Raw genomic sequence first — 21840 nt, forward strand, 5'->3', positions numbered from 1 at the left:
TCGAGCACAGATTCTTCAATTCCCGCAGAGGTCTCATCCATGCCGCAGCAATGGCCAGCCACCGACATCGCCCGCATGATCCTCGATGGCTTTGACGATTACCGCGAGCATTTCCGGCGGATCACAGACGGTGCCCGGGAACGCTTCGAGCAGGCGCGCTGGCAGGAAATACAAACGGCGTCGGCGGCGCGGATCAACCTCTACGAAGAAAAGGTCGGTGAAACCGTCGCCCGCCTGCGCGAGTATTTCGAGGCGGACACGCTGATGGAGGTCAGTTGCTGGCCACTGGTCAAAAGCGCCTACATCAGCATCATCGATCTGCGTTTCGACGATGAGCTGTCCGAGACCTGGTACAACTCGATTTTCTGCGGACTGTTCAGCCACGACCTGATCAGCGACGGCTGCATGTTCATCCACACCACACGTCCGAGCCTGCGTCGTGCCCGGGCCGCGCAGACCCGCACCTACAAGCCCCATGGGCAACTGTCGGGCATGCTCGCGAGCATCTTTGCCGATTACCGTTTCAGCGAGGATTACGCCGATCTGCCCCGGGATCTGCAGCGCCTTGAAGCGCAATTGCGCGAGAACCTGCCGGACTGGGTGTGCAAGGACCCGGAACTGAGCGTCGAGCTGTTTTCCTCGGTGCTGTACCGCAACAAGGGCGCCTATCTGGTCGGACGCCTCTACACCAACGACGACCAGTGGCCACTGGTGATTCCGCTGCTGCACCGCGAGGGGCGGGGGATTCAGATCGACGCGCTGATCACCGACGAAGCCGACGTGTCGATCATCTTCTCGTTCACCCGCTCCTACTTCATGGTGGATGTGCCGGTGCCGGCAGAGTTCATCGGCTTCCTCAAACGCATCCTGCCGGGCAAGCACATCGCCGAGCTGTACACCTCGATCGGTTTCTACAAACACGGTAAATCCGAGTTCTATCGCGCCCTGATCAACCATCTGGCCAATACCGACGACCAGTTCATCATGGCCCCGGGCGTGCGCGGCATGGTCATGAGCGTGTTCACGCTGCCGGGCTTCAACACCGTGTTCAAGATCATCAAGGACCGCTTCTCGCCGTCGAAAAACGTCGACCGCGCCACGGTGATCGAGAAGTATCGACTGGTAAAAAGCGTCGACCGCGTCGGGCGCATGGCCGATACCCAGGAATTCGCCGACTTCCGTTTTCCCCTGAGCAAGTTCGAGCCGGCGTGCCTGGCGGAATTGCTGGAAGTTGCGCCGTCCACGGTGTCGCTGGAAGGTGAAACCGTGCTGATCCGCCACTGCTGGACCGAGCGCCGGATGACGCCGCTGAACCTCTACCTCGACAATGCCAGTGAAGCCCAGGTGCGCGAAGCACTGGAAGACTATGGCCTGGCGATCAAGCAACTGGCGGCAGCCAACATCTTTCCGGGCGACATGCTGCTGAAGAACTTCGGTGTCACCCGTCACGGCCGGGTGGTGTTCTATGACTATGACGAGATCTGCTTCCTCACCGAAGCCAATTTCCGCCACATCCCGCCACCGCGCACGCCGGAGGACGAAATGGCCTCCGAGCCGTGGTATTCCATCGGGCCGCTGGACGTGTTCCCCGAGGAGTTTCCGCCGTTTCTGTTCGCCGATGCCAACCAACGCAAACTGTTCGACCAGTTGCATGGCGAGCTGTACGACGCCGATTACTGGAAGGGCTTGCAGGAGGCGATCCGGGCGGGGAAAGTCATCGATGTCTTCCCGTATCGGCGCAAGGGTCTGGATAACGAATAACACTGCGAGCGAACACTCTGTGGCGAGGGAGCTTGCTCCCGCAGGGCTGCAAAGCAGCCTTGGAACCACCTGTCAGTCCGGGCGGCGATTGCTGCGCAATCGAGCGGGAGCAAGCTCCCTCGCCACAGTAGAAGCCAAATCTGCCACAATCGCGTCCTTGCGCCACTAGACGACCGAATTGCGTACCCGATGACCGACGAATCGCCCTCCATCGACAAACTGCTGAAAAACCTCGATCACGCCATGCTTGCCGACCGCCATCGGCTGCGGCGGCAGTTGCTTGAACTGCGCAAGAAACCCGACGAGGCCAAACTGGCTCAATGGGTGGCTCGCATGCAGGCGTCCTGCGATCAGGTGCTGGCGCGCAAGGCCAGCCTGCCGGTGATCCGTTACGATGACAGCCTGCCGATCGCGGCCAAGCGTGACGAAATCAAGAAAGCCCTGGAAAAACACCAGGTGCTGATCATCGCCGGCGAAACCGGCTCGGGTAAAACCACCCAGCTGCCGAAAATCTGTCTGGAAATCGGTCGCGGCCAGCATGGCCTTATCGGCCACACCCAGCCGCGTCGAATCGCGGCGCGCAGTGTGGCCAGCCGGGTTGCCGAAGAACTCGGCACGCCGCTGGGCGCGCTGGTCGGCTATCAGGTGCGCTTCGAAGATCAGAGCGATGCCAACACCCTGATCAAACTGATGACCGACGGCATTCTGCTGGCGGAAACCCAGAACGACCGCTACCTCGAACGCTACGACACGATCATCGTCGACGAAGCCCACGAACGCAGCCTTAACATCGACTTCCTGCTCGGTTACCTGAAAACCCTGCTGCCGCGTCGCCCGGACCTGAAAGTCATCATCACTTCGGCAACCATCGATCTGGAGCGTTTCTCGAAACATTTCGACGATGCGCCGATTGTCGAGGTGTCCGGCCGAACCTTCCCGGTGGAAACCTGGTATCGCCCGCTGACCCTGGAGCAGGACGAAGAGGGCAACCGCGTCGAGGACGACCTGACCGTCGATCAGGCCATCCTCGCCACCCTCGATGAAATCGCCGCGTATGAACGCAGCGAACGTCGCAGCCCTGGCGACGTGCTGGTGTTTCTGCCGGGGGAACGCGAGATTCGTGACGCCGCCGACATGCTGCGCAAGGCCCAGCTCAAGCACACTGAAATCCTGCCGTTGTACGCACGACTGACGCCGGCCGAGCAGCAGCGGATTTTCCAGTCCCACCCGGGGCGTCGTGTGGTGCTGGCCACCAACGTTGCCGAAACCTCGTTGACCGTGCCGGGCATCCGTTACGTGATCGACAGCGGCACGGCGCGCATCAGCCGCTACAGCTATCGGGCCAAGGTCCAGCGCCTGCCGATCGAAGCGATTTCCCAGGCCAGCGCCAACCAGCGTAAAGGCCGCTGTGGCCGGGTCGAGCCGGGCATCTGTGTGCGTTTGTACAGCGAAGAGGATTTCCTCGGTCGTCCGGAATTTACCGATCCGGAAATCCTGCGCACCAACCTCGCCGCCGTGATCCTGCAGATGCTGCATCTGCGCCTCGGCGAGATCACCGCGTTCCCGTTCATCGAGCCGCCGGACGGCAAGGCGATCAGCGACGGTTTCAATCTGCTGCAAGAGCTGTCGGCGGTGGATCGCAACAGTCAGCTGACCCCGCTGGGGCGTCAGTTGGCGCGCCTGCCCGTGGACCCGCGCATGGGCCGCATGCTGCTGGAAGCGGCAAAACTCGGCAGCCTGCAGGAAGTGTTGATCGTTGCCAGTGCCATGTCGATTCAGGATCCGCGCGAGCGTCCACCGGAGCGTCAGCAGGCCGCCGATCAGGCCCATGCGCAGTGGAAGGATGCCGATTCGGACTTCGCGGCGCTGGTCAATCTGTGGCGTGGTTTCGAAGAACAGCGCCAAGCGTTGACCGCCAATCCGCTGCGCAACTGGTGCCGCAAGAATTTCCTCAACTACCTGCGCTTGCGCGAATGGCGCGATTCCCATCGGCAATTGAGCCTGATCTGCCGCGACTTGCAGTTGAGCCTGAACAAAGAGCCGGCGGACTATCCGAAACTGCACAAAGCGGTGCTGGTCGGCCTGCTCAGCCAGATCGGCCAGAAAACCGAGGAGGGTGACTACCTCGGCGCCCGTCAGCGGCGCTTCTGGATTCACCCGTCGTCGGGCATCGGCAAAAAGCGCCCGCAGTGGGTGATGACCGCCGAGCTGGTGGAAACCACCAAGCTTTACGCGCGGATGGTGGCGAAGATCGACGCCGACTGGATCGAGCCGCTGGCCGGGCATCTGATCAAGAAGAACCACTTCGAACCGCACTGGGAGAAGAAGCGCGGCCAGGTCGTGGCCTTCGAACAGATCACCCTGTTCGGCCTGATCGTGGTCGGCCGTCGCCCGGTGCATTACGGCCCGGTGGATCCGGTGGTTTCGCGGGAATTGTTCATCCGCGAAGGCCTGGTGCGGGGCGAGATTCAGTCCCGGGCCAAATGCCTGAGCGCCAACAAGCAGTTGCTCGAACAGCTCGACGAGCTGGAAGCCAAGGCCCGTCGCCGGGACATTCTGGCCGACGAGGAAACCCTGTTCGCCTTTTACGATGCGCGGTTGCCCGCGGAAATCCATCAGAGCGCGACATTCGACAGCTGGTATCGGATCAATAGCCAGAAAAACCCGCAGCTGTTGATCATGCGTGAAGAAGACGTGCTGGCCCGGGAGGCCAGCGAAGTCACCGCGCAGCATTACCCGGACACGCTGCGCATTGGCGATCTGGAACTGGCCCTGAGTTATCACTTCGAGCCCAATCACCCACGGGACGGTGTGACGCTGCGCGTTCCGGCTCCGCTGTTGCCGATGCTGCCGCCGGAGCGCCTGGAATGGCTGGTGCCGGGGTTGATCGAAGCCAAGTGCATCGCGCTGGTGCGCAACCTGCCCAAGGCCTTGCGCAAGAATTTCGTGCCGGTGCCGGACTTCATCAAGGCTGCCCTGCAACGCATGACCTTCGCCGAAGGCTCGTTGCCCCAGGCGCTGGGTCGCGAGCTCCTGCGCATGACCGGTGCGCGGGTCAGCGATGAAGCCTGGGCCGAAGCGGCGCAGCAGGTTGAAAGCCATTTGCGGATGAACCTGGAAATCGTCGACGGCCAAGGCAAGTTTCTTGGCGAAGGGCGAGACCTGGCGGAGCTGACGGCACGTTTCGCCGAAGCCAGCCAGGCCGCACTGGCCGTACCGCAGAGCGCCAGAAGCCAACAACCGGTGGAGGCCAAGGTCTTCGCGCCGGTGGCGGAAAAGACCCAGCAGAAGATCGCCGGACTGTCGATGACGGTGTATCCGGCGCTGGTGGAAGAGGGCGGCACGGTCAAGGAGGGGCGGTTCTCGACCCCGGCCGAAGCCGAGTTCCAGCACCGCCGCGCCTTGCAGCGCCTGTTGATGCAACAACTGGCCGAGCCTGCGAAATTCCTGCGCGGCAAGTTGCCGGGACTGACCGAGTTGGGGCTGCTCTACCGCGAACTGGGTCGGATCGATGCGTTGGTCGAAGACATTCTGCTGGCCAGCCTCGACAGCTGCATTCTGGAGGGTGAAGACCCATTGCCTCGCGACGGCGCCGGGCTCGCGGCACTGGCCGAGCGCAAGCGCGGCAACTGGACCGAACATGCCGAGCGGGTGGCGCGCCTGACTCTGGAAATCCTCAAGCTCTGGCACGGCCTGCAAAAACGCTTCAAGGGCAAGATCGATCTGGCGCAGGCGGTGGCGCTAAACGACATCAAGCAGCAGCTCAGTCATCTGGTGTATCCGGGTTTCGTCCGGGAAACGCCGATGCTCTGGCTCAAGGAACTGCCGCGTTACCTGAAGGCCGTCGAGCAGCGTTTCGAAAAGCTCGGAGCGCAGGTGCAGAAGGATCGGGTCTGGAGCGGCGAACTGGCCGGCCTCTGGACGCAATACCAGACTCGCGCCGCCAAGCATGCCCAGGAAGGCAAGCGCGATCCGCAACTGGAGGTGTTCCGTTGGTGGCTGGAGGAGTACCGGGTGTCGCTGTTCGCCCAGCAGTTGGGAACGAAAGTGCCGATCTCCGACAAGCGGCTGAGCAAGCAGTGGGCGCAGGTCGAGGCCTGATCCAGGGTTTACGCGATCACCTGTGGGAGCGGGCTTGCCCGCGAAAGCGGTGGGTCAGGCAACATCGATATTGCATTTGACGACCCCTTCGCGGGCAAGCCCGTTCCCACAGGGATGTGTGACAGCTCCCGGAAATGGGGCCAAAACCTCGTGTTTATGGCAAACTTCGCCCCCATAAACGCCGGTTTCGCGACCCAGAGCCTTCGCCGGGTCGCGCAGCGGAATAAAGCGATGCCAGGTTTTTGCGTCCCTTACCGGGAATGAACCCTTTGCGTGTTGGCACGTCGGTGCCAGCACTTTCTGCCTGAACAGATTAGAGAAACGACCATGCATAACGTCGTCATCAGCGGCACCGGCCTGTACACCCCGGCCAACAGCATCTCCAACGAAGAGCTGGTGCAGTCTTTCAATACCTACGTCGCGCAGTTCAACGCGGACAACGCTGACGCCATCGCCCGCGGCGAAATCCAGGCCCTGACCGAATCCAGCGCCGCGTTCATCGAAAAAGCTTCGGGCATCAAGAGCCGCTTCGTCATGGACAAGGAAGGCATCCTCGATCCTGCACGCATGACGCCACGTCTGCCCGAGCGTTCCAATGACGAATGGTCGGTACTCTGCCAGATGGCCATCGGCGCAGCCGAGCAAGCCTTGCAGCGTGCCGGCAAGACCGCCGCCGACATCGACGGCGTGATCGTCGCCTGCTCCAACCTGCAGCGTGCCTATCCGGCCATCGCCATCGAAGTCCAGGAAGCACTGGGCATCCAGGGTTTCGGTTTCGACATGAACGTCGCCTGCTCGTCGGCCACGTTCGGCATCCAGCAAGCCGCCAACACCGTGCAACTGGGCCAGGCCCGGGCGATCCTGATGGTCAACCCGGAAGTCTGCACCGGTCACCTGAACTTCCGCGACCGTGACAGCCACTTCATCTTTGGTGACGCCGCGACTGCTGTTGTCATCGAGCGTGCCGATACGGCGACGTCGAAACACCAGTTCGAGGTGGTCAGCACCAAACTGCTGACCAAGTTCTCCAACAACATCCGCAACAACTTCGGTTTCCTCAACCGCGCAGCGGAAGAGGGCATCGGTGCCCGTGACAAACTGTTCGTGCAGGAAGGCCGCAAGGTGTTCAAGGATGTCTGCCCGATGGTGGCCGAGCTGATTGGCGAACATCTGGAAGAGAACAAACTCAACGTCGGTGACGTGAAACGCTTCTGGCTGCATCAGGCCAATCTGAGCATGAACCACCTGATCGTGCGCAAGCTGCTGGGCCGTGAAGCCACCGAAGAAGAAGCCCCGGTGATTCTCGATACCTACGCCAACACCAGCTCCGCAGGTTCAGTGATTGCGTTCCACAAGTATCAGGATGATCTGGCGGCCGGTTCGCTGGCGGTGCTGAGTTCGTTCGGTGCCGGTTATTCGATCGGGAGCGTGATTCTGCGCAAGCGTTGAGGTGGGAGGTTAATTTCCTCTTAACCGCGCTGATTTTTCCTACATCCGGATCAGCGCAGACGCTGTAGTTTTCGGGGATGACGGCAGGTGAGATCCTGCCGTTTTCATTTTCGAAGTCAGGACAAGGGGATTGATGGATGGTGGCTGACGACACCCAATTGCTTGCACGCCTGCTGGCCGGCGAGCAAAAGGCTTTCAAGGAACTGGTCACGACTTACCAGAGCGCCATGCGCGCGGTGGCGTATGCGATTGTCGGCCAGCGTCACGTCGAAGAAGTCGTGCAGGACGCGTGGCTTTCGGTGGTGCGCCATATCGGCAGCTTCGAGGGCCGCTCCAGTCTCAAGACCTGGCTGCTGACCATCACCGCCAATTCGGCCAAGGGCCGCTACAAGCAGAACCGTCGCGAAGTGTTGCTGGATGATCTGCCGTCGCCCCATGGCACTATCGACGATGACCGTTTTTCTCCGGGAGACGGACACTGGCTGGTGGCACCGTTCGCCTGGCACCAGGACACCCCCGAAGCGCTGCTCACCGAAAACGAGTTGCGCGAATGTCTGGAACACACGCTGCTGAGCCTGTCGGAACTGCAAAGCAGTGTGCTGCTGTTGCGCGAGCGCCAGGGCCTTGAACTGGAAGACATCTGTAATCTTCTGGAGATCTCGCTCTCCAATGTCCGCGTGCTGCTGCATCGGGCACGTTTGAAGGTCTTCGCGACCGTGGAGCATTTTGAGGAGACAGGCGAATGTTGACCTGCAAGGAGCAAGTGGCACGATCCAGCGATTATCTTGATGGCCAGCTGAGCTTTCGCGAAAAACTGATGGTGCGTCATCACCTGATGTTCTGCCGCAACTGTCGGCGTTTCATTCGCCAGATGCGGCTGATGCAGGCGACCCTGAAGGCCATGCCGGAGAAACCTGAAGAAGGTGTGGATGCCTTGGCCGAGCGCCTGGCGCAGCAGCGGCGCAAAGACCGGTCCTGACAAAAAACGGCCCGGGCCGGCCGCAGCGAACGGATGATGGGGATCGCTGCTGCCGTACCGGGCTGTAGGAGAAAATCAGCGTCAAGCTGCAAATGAGGCACTCACGTGCAGCCTGTCGCTTGTCATAGCTGTTTTAGAACTTGGCTTCGGCATCCAGTTGCAGGGTATTGATGTCGGAGTCGGTCTTCCTGAGGCTGGCGTTGGTGTAGTCCGAGTTAGCCATGAAGTAAGTGGCACCCAGGGTGAAGTTCTTGTCCAGCTCGTAGCTCACTTTCAGCTTGCTGCCGCGCGAACCGGTGTAGCCGTTGGCGAAGTCGGAGTCGGTGAAGGCACCCACCACCGCGTTACGCTGTACGTCGCGGTAGTTGTAATCGATGCCGAAGCCGTAGACCTTGGTCTTCACACCGGCCAGCCAGCCAGTGTCCTGGTCGTTGCTGGCGTCGTTGTTGTTCACGTACTGACCGTAGATCGACAGCGGTACCGGCAGGTTGGCGATGTCCAGCTGACCGAAACCCTCATACAGTTTGAAGGTTTCGTTCGGGCTGTTGCCGTTGACGGCCAGGGCGCATGGCGCGGTGACGGTGCCGCTGGTCGGGCAGGCACTGTTCTTGTCGTTGTCGTAGGAGTAGATGCTGCCGCCCAGGGTCAGTTTCAGGCTGTCGGTCAGCGCGAAGCGACCGCCCAACTGGCCGGCGTACAGACGCAGGTCGTGCTTGAACTGCACGCCTTCGCCGTCGACGTTGTCCTTGAGGGTGTAGTGACCGGCGCTGCCGAACAGTTCGGCGCTGCCGTTCAACGGGTACTTGTAGGTAACAGCCAGGCCTTCCGGGTTGATGTCGCTGTCCCAGATGATGTCGCCCATGCTCACCCAGGGCTGGTTCATCTTACCGGCGATCAGATGCAGGTTCTTGACCGCGTCAGGGTGGTAGTCGACGTAGCCCAGGTCGAGCCAGATCTGCTTCTTGTCGAAGTAGTTGTTCAGGTCCTGGTTGGTGGAACGGGCGTCGTCGCTGCTGCCGGTGGCGATACGGATACCGGTGTCGACCTGCGGGTTGATTTCGGTGTACGCACCCAGACGGGCACGAATGCGCTGACGGTCCTGGTCCTTGGCGTTCGGCACGCCATCGTTCTTCACGGTTTCCTGACGGAAACGCACGTCACCCTTGAACTGGGTCTTGGCAGCCCAGGCCAGCTTCTGGTCGAAGCTGCTCAGCTCGTTGGTTTTCTTCGCGGTTGCCGCGATTTGCTCGTTGGTCTCTTGCTGCGCCTGCTGCGCGATTTGCTGGGCCTTCTGATCCTGGGCCAGTTCGGCTTGCAGTTCTGCATACTGCGCCTGGGTGATGGAACCGTTAGCTTTGAGCATGTCGAGCAGTTTGGCGTCGACTGCGGCACTGGCCGGAACACTCATGGCCAGCAACAGGCCACCGCACAGGGCCGCCGCAGTTTTCGTGGAAGCAAGACGCATAGCAATCTCCGAAGATGAGAGGGATGGCTGAACCATCCTGGGCACAACCGACGGTTTGAAGGTCGGAAAACTGTGACCGGGTAGAACCCGGCGCTCTAAAAACAGGCGCCAGTATCGCGATGGTTTATGACAGAGCAGTGGCACGGTGATGGCAGCTTGATGACGATCTCAAACGTCCGTGAACTATTGATCCAGAGCGCTGTCGCGCAATCGGACGTGGGCAAGACAGGGGTGATCAGCGATACTCGCGAGGTTTTCAGGGCCAAACGTGGAGAGGAAAATGCCGTTGCAGCGCCTGCAAAAACTGTCGGAGATCGAACCGGCACTCTGGGATGCACGGGTGCCGGATGACCAGCCGTTTCTGCGCCATGCCTTCCTCGGCGCGCTGGAAGACAGCGGCAGTGTCGGCCCGCACACGGGTTGGCAACCGGAGCATCTGCTGCACGTCGAAGACGGACGTCTGCTTGCGGCGCTGCCCGGTTATCGCAAGTGGCATTCCTACGGCGAATACGTGTTCGATCACGGTTGGGCCGATGCCTGTGCCCGTGCCGGCATCGATTACTACCCCAAGTTCTTGAGCGCCGTGCCGTTCAGCCCGGTCACCGGGCCGCGCTTGTTGGCGGCGAGCGTCGAGGACGGATTCGAACTGCTCAAGAGCCTGCCGGGTTACCTGGAGATCGAGGAACTCTCCGGCGCCCACATCAACTTCACCGATGCCTTTACCGATGCCGCCATGGCCGAACAGCCGGGCTGGCTGCAACGCATCGGCTGTCAGTACCACTGGCAGAATCGCGGCTATCGCGACTTTCAGGACTTTCTCGACGTGCTCAGCTCACGCAAGCGCAAGCAGATGCGCAAGGAGCGCGAGCAAGTGGCGGGGCAGGGCTTTGAATTCGAATGGCTTGAGGGGCGAGAGCTGGACGAAGCGCAGTGGGATTTTGTCTACGCCTGCTACGCCAACACCTATGCAGTGCGTCGTCAGGCACCGTACCTGACGCGGGAGTTTTTCAGTCTGCTGGCCGAGCGCATGCCGCAATCGATTCGTGTCGTGCTGGCCAGGCAAGGATCAAGGCCGGTGGCGATGGCGTTCAGTCTGGTGGGAGGCGACAGTTTTTACGGGCGTTACTGGGGCTGCCTTGCCGAGTTCGATCGGCTGCATTTCGAAACCTGTTTCTATCAGGGCATGGATTACGCGATTGCCCAGGGCTTTCAGCGTTTCGACGCCGGCGCCCAGGGTGAACACAAACTGATTCGCGGCTTTGAACCGGTGATCACTCATTCCTGGCATTACCTGCGCCATCCCGGTCTGAAAGCCGCCGTGAAGGATTTTCTTCAACAGGAGCGAGCCGGTGTGCTGGCTTACGCCGAAGAGGCGAAAGCGGCTTTGCCCTACCGTCAGGCATAGATTTCCTGTGGGAGCGAGCCTGCTCGCGAATGCGGTAACTCAGGCAATCAAGGTGTTGACTGATGTTCTGCTTTCGCGAGCAGGCTCGCTCCCACGCAGGGTTCTCGGAGGTTCTCAGGTTTCTTCCTTGCCCAACCAGCGATAGACCACGCCGCCCACCACCGCGCCCAGCAGCGGCGCGACCCAGAACATCCACAACTGCGCGATGGCCCAGCCGCCGACCATCAGCGCCGGGCCCGTGCTGCGGGCCGGGTTGACCGAGGTGTTGGTCACCGGAATCGAGATCAGGTGGATCAGCGTCAGGGCCAGGCCGATGGCGATCGGTGCCAGTCCCGCCGGGGCGCGTTTGTCGGTGGCGCCGAGAATGATCACCACGAACATGGCCGTCATGACCAGTTCAGTGACGAACCCGGAGGCCATCGAGTATTTGCCTGGCGAATGCTCGCCATAACCATTGGAAGCAAGGCCGGCGGCGATGTCGAAACCCTCCTTGCCGCTGGCGATGTGATACAGCAGAGCCGCTGCGAGAATCCCGCCGATCACCTGGGCGATGACATAGGCGGGCAACTCCCTGGCCGGAAACCGTCCGCCGACGACCAGACCGAGCGACACGGCCGGATTGAGATGACAACCGCTGATGTGGCCGATGGCAAACGCCATGGTCAGCACCGTCAGACCAAACGCCAGGGCGACCCCCAGCACACCGATACCCACAGGTGATGAAGCGGCAATCACCGCACTGCCGCAACCACCGAGAACCAGCCAGAACGTACCCAACAACTCCGTGACCGAACGTTTGAACAGAGACATGAGAGTGTCCTTGATAGACGCGCTATCGAGACTGTATCGATTGGTGTTTCCTTGCATTTACGACAGGTTCATTTCCAGAGCCTTTGCTGATTACAGCAGGGATTGTGCGGATTTCCAGCAGGCATGAAAAAGCCGCCAGGGCCCGTGGTTCAAGGGCTGTGGCGGCTTTTCGTCTGCGGCAGAATCAGTCGATGCCGACAAATCCTCCAGTCTGGTGCGCCCACAACCGTGCGTACAATCCGCCATGGGCCAGCAGTTCGGTATGGTTGCCGGTTTCGGCGATCTTGCCGTTCTCCAGCACCACCAGCCGATCCATGCGGGCAATGGTCGAAAGACGGTGGGCGATGGCGATCACGGTCTTGCCCTGCATCAGGGTTTCCAGGCTTTCCTGGATCGCCGCTTCGACTTCCGAGTCCAGCGCCGAGGTCGCTTCGTCCATGATCAGGATCGGCGCGTCCTTGAGCAGCACCCGGGCAATCGCGATCCGTTGACGCTGGCCGCCGGACAGCTTGACGCCACGCTCGCCGACATGGGCGTCGAAACCGGTGCGTCCTTCGGCGTCCGACAGCAGCGGAATGAACTCGTCGGCCCGGGCCTTGCGCACCGCTTCCCAGAGTTCGGCGTCGGTGGCGTCGGGTTTGCCGTACAGCAAGTTGTCGCGGATCGAACGGTGCAGCAGCGACGTGTCCTGGGTGATCATGCCGATCCGCGCTCGCAGGCTTTCCTGGCCGACTTCGGCGATGTTCTGGCCGTCGATCAGGATCCGCCCGCCTTCGACGTCGTACAGGCGCAACAGCAGGTTGACCAGAGTCGATTTGCCGGCGCCGGACGGGCCGATCAGGCCGATTTTCTCGCCGGGTTTGATGGTCAGGTTGAGGTCGCCGATGATGCCTTTCTTCTTGCCGTAGTGAAAATCCACGTGCTCGAAATGCACTTCGCCACGGGACACGGTCAGCGGTCTGGCCTGTTCGTGATCAGTGACGCTGACCGGTTGCGAGATGGTCTGCAGACCGTCCTGAACCATGCCGATGTTTTCGAAAATGCCGGTGACCACCCACATGATCCAGCCGGACATGTTGACGATGCGGATCACCAGACCGGTCGCCAGGGCGATGGCGCCGACGCTGATCAGCGATTGTGTCCAGAGCCACAGGGCCAGCCCCGTGGTGCCGACGATCAGCAGACCGTTCATGGTGGTGATGGCCACGTCCATGCTGGTGACCACGCGGCCGGCCAGCCGGGCTTTTTCGGTCTGCTCCTGAATCGCCTCGCGGGCGTAGTGCTGTTCGAAGTTGGTGTGGGCGAACAGCTTCAGGGTGGCGATGTTGGTGTAGCCGTCGACGATGCGGCCCATCAGTTTCGAGCGCGCGTCGGAAGCGGCGACGGAGCGGTCCTTGACCCGAGGCACGAAGTAATAGAGCGCGCCGATGTAAGCGGCGATCCACGTCAACAGCGGGATCATCAGGCGCCAGTCGGCTTCGGCGAAGAGCACCAGCGAGCTGATCGCATAGATCAGCACGTGCCACAACGCATCCACCGCCTGCACCGCGGAATCACGCAGCGAGTTGCCGGTCTGCATGATGCGCTGGGCGATGCGCCCGGCGAAGTCGTTCTGGAAGAAATTGAGGCTCTGCTTGAGCACGTAGCTGTGGTTCTGCCAGCGGATCAGGCTGGTCATGCTCGGGCTCAGGGTCTGATGCACCAGCATGTCGTGCAGGGCCAGAAACAGCGGTCGCAGGAGCAGGGCAACCACGGCCATCCACGCCAGTTCGGCGCCATGCTGCTGGAAGAAATCGACGTTCGGCGTGCCTTGCGCAAGGTCGATGATGCGGCTCAGGTAGCTGAACAGCGCCACTTCGATCAGCGCACCGAACAGGCCGACGATCAGCAGCGCGACGAAACTCGGCCAGACCTGCTTGAGGTAATAGGTATAGAAGGGCAGAACACGGTCCGGCGGAGAGGCCGTAGGGGCGTCGCGGAATATGTCGATCAGTTGTTCGAAGCGGCGATAGAGCATCAGATAACCGCCCGGAGTACGGGCTCTCCTTTTATCAGTGTGAGCGGCGAGGCATGAAACCATCGCCGCTCGATACGCCCTGTAAAGCTTAGTCGATGCGCTTGGCCGACTTGATGATCACAGGGTCCACCGGCACGTTCTGCATGCCCTGTTTGGTGGTGGTCTGGGAGTTGACGATGATGTCGACCACGTCCATGCCCTTGACCACTTTGGCGAATACCGCGTAACCGGCGTCGCGGCCCGGGTCGAGGAACGCGTTGTCGGCAACGTTGATGAAGAACTGGCTGGTGGCCGAGTTCGGATCGGAAGTGCGGGCCATCGACAGGGTGCCGCGAACGTTGTGCAGACCGTTGCCGGCTTCGTTCTTGATCGGGGCGTCGGTAGGTTTTTGCACCATCTGCTGGGTAAAACCGCCGCCCTGTGCCATGAATCCAGGGATCACACGGTGGAAGATCGTGTTGGTATAGAAACCCTTGTCAACGTACGAAAGAAAATTCTTGGTGCTGATCGGCGCCTTGACCGGGTCCAGCTCGATTTCGATGGTGCCGTTGGTGGTCACCAGTTCGACGTGTGGCGCCTTTTCCGGCGTGGCAGCCATCAGGTTGGCGGCGAACAGCACGGTGCCGGCGGCGAGGGCGAGTTTTTTCAGCATGGTTCAGTGATCCTGAGGGTGAATATCGACTGTGGCGAGAAACGCCAGCAGCGTTTGATTGAAGCGTTCGGGCTGATCGAGCGGGGTGGCGTGACGCGAATCGGCAATCACCTCCAGTCGTGCATCGGGCAGCAGTCTGACATAGGTTTCTTTCAGAGCGACGGGGGTGTAGTCCCGGTCGGCGCTGACGACGAGCGTTGGACAGGTGATCCGGGAAAGACGTTCCTGCACCCCCCAGCCAACAATCGCATCGAAGCTGGCGAGATAAGCACGTTTGTCGTTCTTTGCCCAGCGCTCGGCCATCTTCTGTCGCAAATCGGCCTGCTCCGGTCTGGGGAACAGTCTGGCGCCAAGGGCCTTGCCGATGGTGGCCAGGCTCAACAGACGCATCAGGCTCCAGCGCTTGAACCACTGCCAGTAATCGTCGCGACTGCGCACCTTGACCTCCGGCGCGCTGTTGACGATGGTCAGGCTCTTGAGCAACTGCGGCTGATCGACAGCGAACTGGAAACCGATCATGCCGCCCATGGACAGCCCGACGTAATGCACCGGGCCGAGGCCAAGGTGCTCGACCAGGGCGACGATGTCGGCGCTGAACCCGGCGATGCTGTAGCGCTCGCGGGGCTTGTCGGAGCGACCGTGGCCGCGCACATCCGGGACGATCACCCGGTATTGCGCGGCCAGCACCGGAATCTGCATTTCCCAGTCAAGCGTGCTGGAGCCTAGCCCGTGAACCAGCAGCAATGGTTCGCCGTGGCCATATTCCTCGTAATGCAGGTTGCAGCCTTCATGTTCGAAATACGCCATCGGTGACTCCGTGTCAGGCTTGTTCGGGAGCGGCGAACGGTGCGTCCAGCGGCAAGGTGTCGAAGGTGCGCAGCAGTTCGACGAGGATCTGCGAGGCCGGGCCCAGCGGTTTGTCCTTGTTCGAGTACAGATAGAAACTCGGATTGCGGCTGCCGCCCTGATCCAACGGTAGCAGCTTGAGCAGGCCTTCCCTCAATTCCCGTTCGATCATGTGCCGTGGCAGCCAGGCGAAGCCCAATCCGCTGGAGACGAAATTGGCGGCGGTGGCGAGGCTGCCGACGGTCCAGCGCTGTTCGGCGCCGAGCCAGCCGACGTCCCTCGGCTGCTGGCGGCCGGAGTCGCGGATCACCACTTGCATCTGGGTTTCCAGGTCCTGGAAGTTCAATTCGCGGTTCAGCCGATGCAAGGCATGTTCGGGATGGGCGACGGCGACGAATTCCACGTCGCTCAGCTCCGCGCCAAGGTAGCCGGGAATGCTCAGGCCGGTGATCGCCAGATCGGCCACACCTTCGAGCAGCACTTCTTCGACGCCTGACAGCACTTCTTCACGCAGACGCACGCGGCAACCACGGCTCTGCGGCATGAACGCGGTCAGTGCACGAACCAGGCGTGCGGTGGGGTAGGCGGCATCCACCACCAGCCGCACTTCGGCTTCCCAGCCTTGCTCCATATGATGGGCGAGGTCTTCCAGCTGGCTGGCCTGTTTCACCAGTTGCCGCGAACGGCGCAGCAGCACGCCACCGGCCTCAGTGAGCACGGCTTTGCGTCCGTCGATGCGCAACAACGGTACGCCGAGCTGATCCTGCATGCGGGCGACGGTGTAGCTCACCGACGATTGCGAACGGTGCAGGGCTTCGGCGGCCTGGGCGAATCCGCCGTGGTCGACCACTGCCTGCAACGTTCGCCATTGATCGAGGGTCACGCGGGGCGCTTTCATCGATAGCTCCTCTTGTCCTAAGCTGGCGGTCCCCCATGGAGACTGCCGAATGAAAAAATTCTGTTGTGTGGTGCTGGCGCTGCTGCCGCTGACTGCGTTTGCGTATCCGATCGATGTGCAGAAGAATCTCAATGGCCTGAAGATCGATTACGAGTCCTTCGATACCGATAAAGACATCGGCTCCATCCGGGTCGCCAACTACGGCGAAGTCGACGCGGTCTGCAAAGTCGTGTTCAGCAATGGTCCGGAAGCGCCGCGCACCCGCAATATCGAAGTACCGGCCGGCAAACACACCAATGCCACCGCCAAGTTCTCCCGCGAAATCATCAAGCTGCGCGTCGAGCTGAGCTGCAACCCGAAATAACATCAGTCCCTGTGGAGCGAGCCTGCTCGCTCCCACAATGGCTCAGGTGCATCTAAACGAATATTTCGATGGTTTGCAGCAATTATTTGCGCTTTTTCATCGATGCGACCCTGTTTAACCTTCACTCCATCGACTTACAACATTCCCGGATGGAGGCTACACAACATGTCCCGCGTTCTGATCATCGAAAGCAGCGCCCGCCAGCAAGACTCGGTTTCCCGTCAACTGACCCAGACGTTCATCAGTCAATGGAAAGCTGCACACCCGACCGATCAGATCACCGTCCGCGACCTCGCCGTGAATCCTGTTCCGCACCTGGACAGCAACCTGCTGGGCGGATGGATGAAGCCCGCCGAACAGCGCAACGCCAACGAACAATCCTCGCTGGATCGCTCCAACGAACTGACCGATGAACTGCTGGCCGCCGACGTGCTGGTGATGGCCGCACCGATGTACAACTTCGCGATTCCCAGCACCCTGAAAGCCTGGCTCGACCATGTGCTGCGTGCCGGCGTCACCTTCAAATACACCGAAACCGGCCCGCAAGGCCTGCTCAGCGGCAAGCGTGCCTATGTACTGACGGCTCGCGGCGGCATCTACGCCGGCGGTCCGGCGGATCATCAGGAACCTTACCTGCGTCAGGTGATGGGTTTCATCGGCATCCATGACGTGACCTTCATCCACGCCGAAGGCATGAACCTGGGCGGTGACTTCCAGGAGAAAGGCCTGAATCAGGCCAACGCCAAACTGGCTCAGGTCGCTTGATATGTTAATCGCCAGATAATCGCCGCTTGTTCTAGTGACCTGGCGCAACCCCTTCAACGCTCTACGCGCATCGAACCTCCCTTTGCACTTGTTGCTCCTGAGTGCTGCAGCCCGATTGAACGCTTTAGCGAGATCGGGCTTTTTTTTGCCTGCGATTTTTGCAACGCAGGGCATCCCCTGTGGGAGGGTTCGCGATCAGAAGCAAAAACCGCTATCGTCGCCGCCATTCGAAATCGAGGCGACCATGGGCTATCTACTTATTGTCACGCTGATCCAGGCGTTTTCCTTCAATCTCATCGGCGAATACCTGGCCGGGCACGTCGACAGCTACTTCGCGGTGCTGGTGCGCGTGGTGCTCGCGGGGCTGGTGTTCATTCCGCTGACCCGCTGGCGCTCGGTGGAACCGGCGTTCATGCGCGGCATGCTGCTGATCGGTGCGCTGCAGTTCGGTGTGACTTACGTCTGCCTGTATTTGAGCTTTCGCGTGCTGACGGTGCCGGAAGTGCTGCTGTTCACCATCCTCACGCCGCTGCACGTGACCCTGATCGAAGATGCGCTTAACCGCCGCTTCAACCCGTGGGCATTGATCGCCGCACTGGTGGCAGTGGCGGGGGCGGCGGTGATCCGCTACGACCGGATCAACCCGGACTTCTTCATGGGTTTTTTGTTGCTGCAACTGGCCAACCTCACCTACGCCGCAGGGCAAGTGCTGTACAAGCATCTGGTGGCGAAGCACCCGAGCGATCTGCCGCACTACCGGCGCTTCGGCTTCTTCTACCTCGGCGCGCTCGCGGTGGCGTTGCCGGCCTTTCTCCTGTTCGGCAAACCGGATTTTCTGCCGCAAGCGCCGCTGCAATGGGGCGTGCTGGTGTTCCTTGGCCTGGTTGCGACCGCGCTGGGCCTGTACTGGTGGAACAAGGGTGCGTGCCTGGTCAACGGCGGCACCCTGGCGGTGATGAACAACCTGCATGTGCCGGTGGGGCTGGTGTTGAACCTGCTGATCTGGAATCAACACGAGGAACTGGGGCGGTTGGTCCTCGGGGGCGGCGTGATTCTGGCGGCGGTGTGGATCAGTCGGTTGGGGATTGGCAAGGCGGCGCCAGTTGCCCCACCAGAAACTCGATAAACGCCCGGGTCTTCTGCGGCACCCGCCGCGCTGACGAGTACACGGCGTTGATGGTAATCGCCGGGGCTTGCCATTCGCACAGCACCGGCACCAGTCGCCCGGCCGCCAGTGCATCTTCGACGATGAAGTCCGGCAGCAGTGCAATGCCCATGCCGGCCTCCGCCGCCTGCGCCAGCAGGTCACCGTTGTTGGCATGCAGAGGCCCGGTCACGTTGACGCGCTGCGTCTCCTTGCCGTTGCACAGTTGCAGGCTGACGCCGCTCTGCAGATAGCCGTAGTTCAAGCATTGATGCGAGCGCAGGTCCTGCGGTGTCTGCGGCGTGCCTGCGCGTTCGAGGTAAGCGGGAGAGGCGACCATGATGCGCGGCGCCGGCGCCAGTTGCCGGGCGATCATGGTCGAATCGGGCAGGCTGGCGATGCGGATCGTCACGTCGAACCCGCCGCGCACCGGATCGACCTGCTGGTCGCTGAGCACCAGTTGCAACTCGATGTTCGGGTGCTGCTCGTGGAACAGCGGAATCAACTTGCCCAGGCGCCGCAGGCCGAACGACATCGGCGCGTTCACGCGCAACACCCCGCGCAATTCGCCAATGCCATCCCGCGCCCGCTGTTCGGCCTCGTCCAGCGCCGCGATCACTTCCCGCGCCGCTTCGAAATACTCCGCTCCGGCCTCGGTCAGGTGCAGGCTGCGGGTGGTGCGTTGCAGCAGTTGTACGCCGATGGCTTCTTCCAGCGCCTGAATCTGTTTGCTGACTTTCGACCGGGGCACGTCCATGGCCCGGGCGGCGGCTGCGAAGCCGTTCTCGCCGACCGTCACCACGAAGGCGCGCATGCATTCGATGCGATCCATGATTGTCCCTTTTTTGGAATCAATGATTCTCGATTTTAGGGAATTGTCCCTTTATCGGCCAGCCCCTAAAGTGACATCCAAGCCGAGACAACAACGCCGAAGACGGCAAAACGCCTCGACTCACCCAATACCCAATCGACACTCTGAATCGACATCAAAAGGAACGCGCCATGTCTAACCGTGAACTGCTGAACCCGACCAACTCCGCCCTGATCCTGATCGACCACCAGCCACAAATGGCGTTCGGCGTGCAGTCGATCGACCGTCAGACCCTGAAGAACAACACCGTGGGCCTGGCCAAGGCGGCGAAGATCTTCAACGTTCCGACCATCTACACCTCGGTCGAAACCGAAAGCTTCAGCGGATACATCTGGCCGGAACTGCTGGCGGTGCACCCGGAGCAGAAGCCGATCGAGCGCACCTCGATGAACTCCTGGGAAGACAAGGCGCTGGTGGACGCGGTGAAGGCCACCGGTCGCAAGAAACTGATCATCGCCGCGCTGTGGACTGAGGTCTGCCTGACCTTCCCGGCGCTGGAAGCCCTGGCGGAAGGCTACGAGGTGTACATCGTTACTGACGCATCCGGTGGCACCACCAAAGAAGCCCATGACATGTCGGTGCAGCGGATGATTCAGGCCGGCGCCGTTCCGGTGACCTGGCAGCAAGTGCTGCTCGAGTACCAGCGTGACTGGGCGCACAAAGACACTTATCAGGCGGTGATGGACCTGGTGCTGGAACACAGTGGCGCTTACGGCATGGGCGTCGACTACGCCTACACCATGGTGCACAAGGCGCCGCAACGGCAGGTCAAATAAGTCGGCAGGACAAAAAAAGACGCAACCGGGGTTGCGTCTTTTTTTGCGCTGAAGAAAGCGCTACATCAAATGTTTTTCAGCTTCGGGCATATGCGCCGAACCCAACACCGCCGGCAACAACCCCGAACGCAGATCCCCACCGCTCGGCTGCTGATACAGGCTCAACCCGAACTCCGGCAGCACCGCCAGCAGGTAATCGAAAATATCCCCCTGGATCCGTTCGTAATCGGCCCACACCGTGGTCGTGGTAAAGCAGTAGATTTCCAACGGAATGCCCTGGGCCGTGGTCTGCATCTGGCGCACCATGCAGGTCATGTTGGGCTGGATCTCCCGGTGGCTCTTCAGGTAGGCCAGTGCGTACGCGCGGAAGGTGCCAATGTTGGTCATGCGCCGACGGTTGGCCGACATTGCCGCGACATTGCCCTGGGCCTCGTTCCAGGCTTTGAGCTCGGCTTTCTTGCGACTCATGTAGTCGGTCAACAGGTGCACCTGGGACAGTTTCTCTTCTTCATCATCGCGGATGAAACGCACGCCGCTGGCGTCGATGAACAGACTGCGCTTGATCCGCCGCCCGCCGGACTGCTGCATGCCGCGCCAGTTTCTGAACGACTCGGACATCAGGCGCCAGGTCGGGATCGACACGATGGTCTTGTCGAAATTCTGCACCTTGACCGTGTGCAGGGTAATGTCGACTACGTCGCCGTCGGCGCCCACCTGTGGCATTTCGATCCAGTCGCCGACCCGCAGCATGTCGTTGCTGGTCAGTTGCACGCTGGCGACGAACGAGAGCAGGGTGTCCTTGTAGACCAACAGGATCACCGCCGACATCGCACCCAGACCAGACAGCAGCAACAGCGGCGAACGGTCGATCAGGGTGGCGACGATGATGATCGCGCCAAACACATACAGGACCATTTTCGCCAGTTGCACATAACCCTTGATCGAACGGGTGCGTGCATGTTCGGTGCGGGCGTAGATGTCCAGCAGCGCATTGAGCAGGGCGCTGACCGACAACAGCAGGAACAGAATGGTGAACGCCAGCGCGACGTTGCCGAGAAACACCATGGCGGTCTTGCTCAGCTCCGGCACCAGGTGCAGGCCGAACTGGACGACCAGCGACGGCGTCATCTGCGCCAGACGCTGAAACACCTTGTTGTGCCGAAAGTCGTTGATCCAGTGCAACGCGGGCTGGCGACCGAGCATGCGACTGGCATGCAGGATCAGATAACGCGCCACTCGTCCGAGAACCAGCGCGATCACCAGCAACAGAATCAACGCCAGGCCGGCGTGCAGGAGCGGGTGCTGATCGAGGGCACCCCAGAGGTCTTGGGCGTTGAGCCAGAGCTGTTTGAAATCCATGAGAGAGACGATTCTTCTGTAAGACGCGACGGGCGATTAGAGCATTTAAGACGCTGTGTATTACCGTTGGAGACAAATCGAGCAACAAAAAAGCCACTGATTGCGCCTGATTTCACAAAGAAACTCGGCCTGAGCGCTCGAAACCGGTAACCTATGCAGCTGTTTTTTCGCACATCTT

At 60.9% G+C, this 21840-nt stretch carries 18 protein-coding genes; 10 read left to right on the top strand and 8 right to left on the bottom strand.

Annotated elements, in window-relative coordinates; genetic code table 11:
* The first annotated feature begins 39 nt into the window (after positions 1 to 39).
* The 5 genes from aceK (at position 40) to NWV16_RS07905 (ending at position 8290) form a co-directional block, all read left to right on the top strand.
* Positions 40 to 1761, top strand: coding sequence for a bifunctional isocitrate dehydrogenase kinase/phosphatase (gene aceK / locus NWV16_RS07885; RefSeq protein ID WP_260522602.1), 1722 nt, complete (start codon positions 40 to 42; stop codon positions 1759 to 1761).
* Positions 1762 to 1950: 189 nt separating this feature from the next.
* Complete coding sequence (gene hrpA / locus NWV16_RS07890) at positions 1951 to 5862, top strand: ATP-dependent RNA helicase HrpA (protein WP_260522603.1); 3912 nt, start codon at positions 1951 to 1953, stop codon at positions 5860 to 5862.
* Positions 5863 to 6189: 327 nt separating this feature from the next.
* On the top strand, positions 6190 to 7311 hold the full coding sequence (locus NWV16_RS07895) for a beta-ketoacyl-ACP synthase III (RefSeq protein WP_260522604.1): 1122 nt from the start codon (positions 6190 to 6192) through the stop codon (positions 7309 to 7311).
* Positions 7312 to 7448: 137 nt separating this feature from the next.
* Positions 7449 to 8060 (top strand): RNA polymerase sigma factor, encoded by a 612-nt coding sequence (locus NWV16_RS07900; RefSeq protein WP_260522605.1) that lies wholly within the window; start codon positions 7449 to 7451, stop codon positions 8058 to 8060.
* Positions 8054 to 8290 (top strand): anti-sigma factor family protein, encoded by a 237-nt coding sequence (locus tag NWV16_RS07905; protein ID WP_065258266.1) that lies wholly within the window; start codon positions 8054 to 8056, stop codon positions 8288 to 8290. The genes NWV16_RS07900 and NWV16_RS07905 overlap by 7 nt, the downstream gene beginning before the upstream one ends.
* Positions 8291 to 8423: 133 nt before the next feature.
* On the opposite strand, the gene NWV16_RS07910 is transcribed toward NWV16_RS07905, so the two are convergent.
* Positions 8424 to 9755 carry a putative porin gene (locus tag NWV16_RS07910; RefSeq protein WP_260522606.1) on the bottom strand — a complete coding sequence of 444 codons (1332 nt, stop codon included), beginning with the start codon at positions 9753 to 9755 and terminating at the stop codon, positions 8424 to 8426.
* Positions 9756 to 10035: 280 nt separating this feature from the next.
* Between NWV16_RS07910 and NWV16_RS07915 the strand changes: the two genes are divergently transcribed.
* A complete protein-coding gene (locus tag NWV16_RS07915; protein WP_260522607.1) occupies positions 10036 to 11160 on the top strand; it encodes a GNAT family N-acetyltransferase in 1125 nt (374 codons plus the stop codon).
* 114 nt (positions 11161 to 11274) lie between these two features.
* Here NWV16_RS07915 and aqpZ read toward each other — a convergent pair whose 3' ends face one another.
* The 5 genes from aqpZ to NWV16_RS07940 form a co-directional block, all read right to left on the bottom strand.
* Entirely contained in the window at positions 11275 to 11970 is a 696-nt protein-coding gene (aqpZ, locus tag NWV16_RS07920; protein WP_260522608.1) for an aquaporin Z, read from the bottom strand.
* Between the two features lie 184 nt (positions 11971 to 12154).
* A complete protein-coding gene (locus tag NWV16_RS07925) occupies positions 12155 to 13987 on the bottom strand; it encodes an ABC transporter ATP-binding protein (protein ID WP_260522609.1) in 1833 nt (610 codons plus the stop codon).
* A gap of 88 nt (positions 13988 to 14075) precedes the next feature.
* On the bottom strand, positions 14076 to 14639 hold the full coding sequence (locus NWV16_RS07930) for a peptidylprolyl isomerase (RefSeq protein WP_065258271.1): 564 nt from the start codon (positions 14637 to 14639) through the stop codon (positions 14076 to 14078).
* A 3-nt stretch (positions 14640 to 14642) separates the two neighbouring features.
* A complete protein-coding gene (locus NWV16_RS07935; RefSeq protein WP_260522610.1) occupies positions 14643 to 15446 on the bottom strand; it encodes an alpha/beta fold hydrolase in 804 nt (267 codons plus the stop codon).
* 13 nt (positions 15447 to 15459) lie between these two features.
* A complete protein-coding gene (locus NWV16_RS07940) occupies positions 15460 to 16383 on the bottom strand; it encodes a LysR family transcriptional regulator (RefSeq protein ID WP_260522611.1) in 924 nt (307 codons plus the stop codon).
* 49 nt (positions 16384 to 16432) lie between these two features.
* Between NWV16_RS07940 and NWV16_RS07945 the strand changes: the two genes are divergently transcribed.
* From NWV16_RS07945 to NWV16_RS07955, 3 genes are all read left to right on the top strand, one after another.
* Complete coding sequence (locus NWV16_RS07945; RefSeq protein WP_085710332.1) at positions 16433 to 16747, top strand: 3-phosphoglycerate kinase; 315 nt, start codon at positions 16433 to 16435, stop codon at positions 16745 to 16747.
* A 165-nt stretch (positions 16748 to 16912) separates the two neighbouring features.
* The gene (locus NWV16_RS07950; RefSeq protein WP_065258275.1) at positions 16913 to 17512 is read left to right on the top strand and encodes an FMN-dependent NADH-azoreductase; all 600 of its coding nucleotides are present in this window, start codon (positions 16913 to 16915) and stop codon (positions 17510 to 17512) included.
* A 244-nt stretch (positions 17513 to 17756) separates the two neighbouring features.
* Positions 17757 to 18638, top strand: coding sequence for a carboxylate/amino acid/amine transporter (locus NWV16_RS07955; RefSeq protein WP_260522612.1), 882 nt, complete (start codon positions 17757 to 17759; stop codon positions 18636 to 18638).
* Here NWV16_RS07955 and NWV16_RS07960 read toward each other — a convergent pair.
* The gene (locus tag NWV16_RS07960) at positions 18583 to 19488 is read right to left on the bottom strand and encodes a LysR family transcriptional regulator (protein ID WP_065258443.1); all 906 of its coding nucleotides are present in this window, start codon (positions 19486 to 19488) and stop codon (positions 18583 to 18585) included. The two genes, NWV16_RS07955 and NWV16_RS07960, sit on opposite strands and share 56 nt — an antisense overlap.
* A gap of 170 nt (positions 19489 to 19658) precedes the next feature.
* On the opposite strand from NWV16_RS07960, the gene NWV16_RS07965 reads away from it, so the two are divergent.
* Positions 19659 to 20303 carry a hydrolase gene (locus NWV16_RS07965; protein WP_065258444.1) on the top strand — a complete coding sequence of 215 codons (645 nt, stop codon included), beginning with the start codon at positions 19659 to 19661 and terminating at the stop codon, positions 20301 to 20303.
* Between the two features lie 60 nt (positions 20304 to 20363).
* Here NWV16_RS07965 and NWV16_RS07970 read toward each other — a convergent pair whose 3' ends face one another.
* Positions 20364 to 21662 carry a mechanosensitive ion channel family protein gene (locus NWV16_RS07970; RefSeq protein ID WP_260522613.1) on the bottom strand — a complete coding sequence of 433 codons (1299 nt, stop codon included), beginning with the start codon at positions 21660 to 21662 and terminating at the stop codon, positions 20364 to 20366.
* Positions 21663 to 21840 lie beyond the last annotated feature (178 nt).

Origin of the sequence: Pseudomonas sp. BW7P1 (genome assembly GCF_024981055.1) — a bacterium.
GTDB classification, from domain to species: Bacteria; Pseudomonadota; Gammaproteobacteria; order Pseudomonadales; family Pseudomonadaceae; genus Aquipseudomonas; species Aquipseudomonas bananamidigenes.